The sequence below is a fragment of the Methanocalculus sp. genome (assembly GCF_030651615.1).
In the GTDB taxonomy this organism is placed as follows: domain Archaea; phylum Halobacteriota; class Methanomicrobia; order Methanomicrobiales; family Methanocorpusculaceae; genus Methanocalculus.
This window is the reverse complement of record NZ_JAUSCG010000095.1, coordinates 1-5,720: the sequence shown is the minus strand read 5'-3', so window position 1 is coordinate 5,720 and position 5,720 is coordinate 1. Positions and strand designations below refer to the sequence as shown.

Genomic DNA, 5,720 nt, shown 5'->3' with positions numbered 1-5,720 from the left:
AGAACGTCGCCCGCTCCGGAAGCTCACCGAAGATCTCCCGCACACCAAGACAGTAGAGGTTCAGCTGGATGTTCTCAGGGATACCCTTCTTCGTGAAACCAGCGAACTGCCGGTCTTGTAATCGACCACCACGTACCTGCCCTCGGGGTTTTGTTCCATGCGGTCGATGTAGCCAACGAAACGCACACCGTCGATACGAACTCAAACCACCTTTCTGCATCCACCACGGCGTTCCTGTTCGCCTCCTCCCACGCCACATCGGTCGCCATCATCTCGCGTGCTTTTATCCTATCTTCACCCTCCTTCTTCTTCGACGGATAGCCGACAGACGACTCGAACGAGTCCAAGGCTGAAAGGACGACATCGAGGTCGGACGGTCTCCCCCTCCATCTTTCGGCGGGCCATTGCTTCGCAGACGGTGTGCACCACCGTCCCCAGGGAGAAAAAGGTCTTTGGCTTGGTCGGTACCCTCAGCAACGTCCCAAATTTGAACCGCAGCGGACAGTCCTCATAGGTAGAGAGAGCAGAGGCCGCGAGGTGGATATCGTCTATCAGATCGGGTTCTGGCCGCACACCGGCCCTGACCTTCATCTCGAAGGGTGGGGCTGCCACAGAGAGGAACGCATCGCGGTCAAAGGACGCCGGATCTTCTCCGGCCCCTAGGAGCCGGCACCGCTCCAGATTCATCAACCGCTGCAGGGCATTGGCGAGGCGCATCTCGGCAACTGCCAGGATCGCCTCCACCTACAGCCGCTACCGCCCCTGTTCGAGGTCAGAGAGCATCAAGCCGTCTGCCATTGTCTCAAAGGCTGGGATCCGAACAAGTCTGAGGAGTGGGTGTTCAGTACAGTGCAGATCATTCAGGAAGGGCGAGGATTTTGCGGCGTTTTTACGCCCGTCGTATATCCCCGCCCTCGTCAGATAAAGCCGCTCCTCAGCCCGGGTCATTGCTACATAGCAGAGGCGGCGCTCCTCCTACCTGAAGAGTTCGCGCTCGTCTTCAGCGGGAAGGAGGCTTTTAATCAGGCTACGAGGCACCGTAAAGGCCTTTGAGCGGTAGCTTACCGGGAACCGGTTCTCCGAGAGATCGACAGGGAAAAAGACCGGGAACTCTTTGCCCTTGCTCTGGTGGATCGTCATGATCTGCACTGCATCGTCGCCCCCCCTCCCATTCCGTGTCCATGGCGGTCTCCAGCACTTGGTTGAGATAGAGGAGGAAGTCAGCGATAGTGGGCTCGCGGGTGGGGGCGGTGTATTCGATGGCAAGGCGGCAGAACCAGTCCAGCACCCGCCGCTCCCGCTCGTTGCCCTCTTGGAGAACGGCGGCGTACAGCCCTCCACTCTCCAACATCAGGGTGTAGATATAATCAGGGAAGGGGAGTTGTGTCTTCTGCTCGATAGTGCGGCCGATCCTGCAGGCGACCTCCTGCTTAATAGCGGGTTCGATGGCCAAGTGGACTTTCAAATGGTGCGGATAGGCATTCATAGCGTGAATACACGAGACGTCTTTTGAATTGTAGATTACAGAATGCTATATTGACCTTATTTAATTTCAAAGGATATTCTTTTATGAGGGTGTGTTAGATATAGACGAGTGGTCGCCGCCGCTTTGCTGTTGAAATCCCGGCGATTCTCCCTACCGCCTATATCTTTTCATGGGTAGAAAAAGTAATGGCTTAAAATCGACGATATGACGATAATGATATACACAAAGAAAGGATAAAACCCGTGCAAAATCGCTCGGTTTGATTTTTGGATTACTAACCTACTGTAAAAGTGCTGCGAGGGGGATCCGAACCCCCGACCTCCAGATATCCCAGATGATGGCGCCTCGAATTTGCTCAAAACCCTATGAGTCTGGCGCCCTAACCAGCTAGGCCACCGCAGCACCGGATGGTCTGCACATGTTGTGCATAATAAGAAGGTCAGGTTATCATATATAGCTTGCCATTTGCCCCGGATACCAAAAAAGAAGATCAGAATCCCCCCGGACCAGGAGAAGATAGGTTCACTCGTTCTTCTTTGTCTGGTGAAGATAGACGCTGATAGCTGCGGTAACAGCGGCGGTCTCTTTTCCCTGCCTGAGCGATTCAGCAAGGGTCTGCATCCGCGACTCTTCATCACGGAAGAACCGCTGGAGATTATCCCTGATATGCTGATCCTCGAGGAAATGAGTATGGGTATTGCCCTCGATGAACTGGCGGTTGTTCATCAGTGCGTGGTGGAGCGGAATTGTTGTCTTGACGCCGAGGATGACATACTCATAAATTGCCCGGCGCATCCGTTCGATCGCCTCGATTCTGGTCAGTCCAAAGGCGCAGAGTTTTGATATCATCGAGTCATACTGGGGTGGAATGGCATATCCGACGTGAATTCCAGAATCTACGCGTATTCCCGGCCCTCCCGGGGAGCGGTATCTGACAATCTTGCCCGGATCGGCAGCAAAGTTATTCATCGGGTCCTCTGCGTTAATCCTGCATTCTATCGCATGGCCCCTGAGAATAATATCATCCTGTTTGTATGCAAGTTTTTCACCTGCTGCGATTGCAATCTGCTGACGGACAATGTCAACTCCCGTTACAATCTCTGTGATCGTATGCTCCACCTGTAAACGGGTGTTCATCTCCATGAAATAATATTCCCCGTTCGAATAAAGGAACTCAACCGTTCCGGCGTTGGTATAGTTACAGGTCTTTGCAACCGTCAGTGCGGAGTCGGTCATGCGCTTCCGAAGTTCCGGCGTCATAATCGAGCACGGTGCCTCTTCAACAAGTTTCTGGTGGCGGCGTTGAATTGAACACTCGCGTTCATAGAGATGAATTGCGTTACCGTGTTTATCTGCTAATACCTGCACCTCTATATGGCGGGGTTTGTCTAGATACTTCTCGATAAAGATCGTCGGATCTCCAAAAGCGGACTGAGCAATCCTCATACCCTTCTCAATGGCTTCGGAGATGTCGGATTCTTCCCGGACAATCTGCATCCCGATGCCCCCGCCACCGGCACTTGCCTTGACGATCACAGGGTACCTGATCTCCTCGGCAAAGGCGATACCTTCCTCGGTGGAGGTGACACCCCCCTTTGTCCAGGGGAGTACCGGAACACCAGCTGCGCTCATCGCCTCCTTTGAGTCAAGTTTTGATCCCATCATATGGATCGTCTTTGAAGAGGGTCCTATGAAATTCAGACCGGATTCTTCCACTCTCTCAGCAAAACGATAGTTCTCTGCAAGGAACCCGTATCCCGGATGTATCGCCTCAGCTCCGCACATAGTGGCGATCTCAAGGATACGATCGGCATTCAGGTAGCTCTTTGACGGGTGGGCCTCCCCGATATGGAAGGCCTCATCTGCATACTTCACATGGAGTGCATTCTTATCAGGTGTTGAATAGATTGCAACGGTCTCAATACCAAGCTCTCTGCAGGCACGCATCACCCTGATGGCAATCTCGCCACGGTTTGCGATGAGCACCTTGTCAAAGTAACTCATTGGATCACCAGTAAAATATCTCCATTCTGTACGACTGCTCCGACATCAACGAATATCTCGATGACTTTTCCGTCTGTCGGGCACTGAATCGGGTTCTCCATCTTCATTGCTTCAAGAACAACGAGTGTGTCGCCCTTCTTCACAATCTGCCCACGACTCACTTTGATGTCAAGGACCATTCCCTGCATGTTGCTCTTTATTCCGCCAGGGAGGTCTCCGCGTGGTATCTGGGACTTGACAACGCTCCCAACGGGGCCCGTGACAGCACTCCCTTCAACAGAGACGATCCTGACAGAGAAGATCTCTCCATCCACCTCAACCTCCATTGCATGGGGAAACTCTGCAGGAGCAGCTGTTGCCTTCTTTGCCGTCGGTATAGCCTCGGCGGTCTTCTCTCCCCGAAGAAATGCCGGTGCAATCGCCGGATAAAGGATATATGTCAGGATATCCTCCTCTTTGCTGACAAGACCCATTCCTTCAGCCTCAAGCCTCATCTTCTCATAGATCGGCTCAAGAAGGTCTGCAGGTCGAACAGTAATCATCACTTCACCATCAATGATCCTTTGTCTGACTTCATCACGAATGGGTTGCGGAGGTCTGCCATAGAGCCCACGTACATAATCCTTCACCTCTTTGGTGACATTCTGGTAGCGACCACCCATCAGGACATTTAAGACCGCCTGCGTGGCGACGATCTGACTTGTCGGGGTGACGAGAGGAGGGTATCCAAGGTCTTCTCTGACCTTTGGTACCTCAGAAAAGACCTCCTGAAGGCGGTCGAGAGCGTCCTGTTCTTTTAACTGGGAGACCAGATTTGAGATCATGCCGCCCGGAAGCTGGTAGACGAGTACATCACTGTCAATCCGCTCTGAAATCGGGTCAACCAGTGCATCATACTTCTTCCGTATATCCATACAGCGATTACGAACCTTACGGAGAGCAAGGAGATCTATCCCTGTATCACGGGGTGTTCCGATCAGGGATGCAACGACACTCTCTGTAGCCGGTTGCGATGTTCCGAATGCAAAAGGTGACATCGCAGTATCCAGAATGTCAACTCCTGCCTCAATCGCTGCCTGATAACTCATCGGGGCTATCCCGCTTGTTGAGTGGCTATGGAGATCGACTAAGATATCGACCCGTTCCTTTATTCCGGCAATCAGCTCCCTGGTATCTTCAGGCATGATCAGTCCTGCCATATCCTTGATACAGACCGAATCACATCCACGGGAGTACAGATCCTCTGCCATATCGATGAAACCTGGTATGGTATGCACAGGGCTTGTTGTATAGGAGATAGCCCCCTGAATATGTGCCCCGAGATCGGAGACGGCCTTCATCGAACTGGTCATATTACGGATATCGTTTAATGCATCGAATATCCTGAAGATATCGACCCCGTTTGTATGTGCTGCTGTAACGAACCGCTCCACAACATCATCCGGGTAATGTCGGTATCCAACAAGATTCTGTCCTCGCAGGAGCATCTGAATCGGGGTGTCCGGTAGTGCTTCTTTGAGTGCACGGAGACGCATCCATGGATCATCATTTAAAAAACGGATACAGCTATCAAATGTTGCTCCGCCCCATGCCTCCACCGAGAAGAAACCAACTGCATTGATCGCCTCTGCAATCGGTATCATATCTTCTGTGCGAAGGCGTGTTGCTATGAGCGATTGATGTGCATCCCTCAGCGTGGTATCTGTGATGTGTACTCTGGAAGATTTTGAAAACGTCATCTAAACACCTCGTGGGCTGAGGAATTGTAAAAATCGAGCCTCTCAAAAATTAAACGTGATAGTATAAATAACTCACCAAATAAGAATTATACTTACTATCAGAGGTATAGAAGAGATTAACGTGAGAATTATGGCTCTTCGTCCTGTCTGAAAGGCCGGTTCATATGTACCTCCTCCGTTAAAACCTCTCAGTGCAAGGAGAGTAGCGGTTTCATCTGATCGTTTGATATGAAGAAGAAGGAGCGTGACTGCTGCAGGAATGAAAGTCTTCCATCCAATATTCATATCTTTTATCGTAAATGCCCTCTGTATTTGCCTTATATCTGAACCTGCAAGATGAATCCCCTGCATCGTCATCTCTGCCGTAAGTCCGATATCAAAACCTTGCCGGTCAGATAAAGCCGAAACGAAGAGGTCAAGCATCTCCCCTCCCCGAAACTCGGTATATGCCCAGAACGAGATGAAGAGGATAACGCCCATTCGTATACCAT

General features: G+C 51.5%; 6 protein-coding genes, 1 tRNA gene and 1 pseudogene. All 8 read right to left on the bottom strand.

Annotated features, from left to right (window positions below):
- Nucleotides 1-60: 60 nt before the first annotated feature.
- Nucleotides 61-159 (bottom strand): hypothetical protein, encoded by a 99-nt coding sequence (locus Q7V06_RS10415; protein ID WP_370650808.1) that lies wholly within the window; start codon nucleotides 157-159, stop codon nucleotides 61-63.
- Between the two features lie 135 nt (nucleotides 160-294).
- A complete protein-coding gene (locus tag Q7V06_RS04055) occupies nucleotides 295-744 on the bottom strand; it encodes a PD-(D/E)XK nuclease family protein (RefSeq protein ID WP_304838471.1) in 450 nt (149 codons plus the stop codon).
- A 9-nt stretch (nucleotides 745-753) separates the two neighbouring features.
- Nucleotides 754-948 (bottom strand): hypothetical protein, encoded by a 195-nt coding sequence (locus tag Q7V06_RS04050; protein ID WP_304838468.1) that lies wholly within the window; start codon nucleotides 946-948, stop codon nucleotides 754-756.
- A 27-nt stretch (nucleotides 949-975) separates the two neighbouring features.
- Complete coding sequence (locus Q7V06_RS04045; protein WP_304838464.1) at nucleotides 976-1,149, bottom strand: 3'-5' exonuclease; 174 nt, start codon at nucleotides 1,147-1,149, stop codon at nucleotides 976-978.
- 628 nt (nucleotides 1,150-1,777) lie between these two features.
- A tRNA-Met gene (locus tag Q7V06_RS04040) sits at nucleotides 1,778-1,888 on the bottom strand.
- Nucleotides 1,889-2,008: 120 nt separating this feature from the next.
- Complete coding sequence (locus tag Q7V06_RS04035) at nucleotides 2,009-3,490, bottom strand: acetyl-CoA carboxylase biotin carboxylase subunit (RefSeq protein ID WP_304838461.1); 1,482 nt, start codon at nucleotides 3,488-3,490, stop codon at nucleotides 2,009-2,011.
- Complete coding sequence (locus Q7V06_RS04030) at nucleotides 3,487-5,229, bottom strand: pyruvate/oxaloacetate carboxyltransferase (protein ID WP_304838458.1); 1,743 nt, start codon at nucleotides 5,227-5,229, stop codon at nucleotides 3,487-3,489. The genes Q7V06_RS04035 and Q7V06_RS04030 overlap by 4 nt, the downstream gene beginning before the upstream one ends.
- 72 nt (nucleotides 5,230-5,301) lie before the next feature.
- Nucleotides 5,302-5,720, bottom strand: a pseudogene (locus tag Q7V06_RS04025) (hypothetical protein); the annotation flags it as partial.

What these genes read in the sequence shown, in the direction of transcription:
- Q7V06_RS10415 (WP_370650808.1), bottom strand. Translation starts at nt 159, where the DNA reads ATGGAACAAAACCCCGAGGGCAGGTACGTGGTGGTCGATTACAAGACC.
- Q7V06_RS04050 (WP_304838468.1), bottom strand. Translation starts at nt 948, where the DNA reads ATGACCCGGGCTGAGGAGCGGCTTTATCTGACGAGGGCGGGGATATAC.
- Q7V06_RS04035 (WP_304838461.1), bottom strand. Translation starts at nt 3,490, where the DNA reads ATGAGTTACTTTGACAAGGTGCTCATCGCAAACCGTGGCGAGATTGCC.
- Q7V06_RS04030 (WP_304838458.1), bottom strand. Translation starts at nt 5,229, where the DNA reads ATGACGTTTTCAAAATCTTCCAGAGTACACATCACAGATACCACGCTG.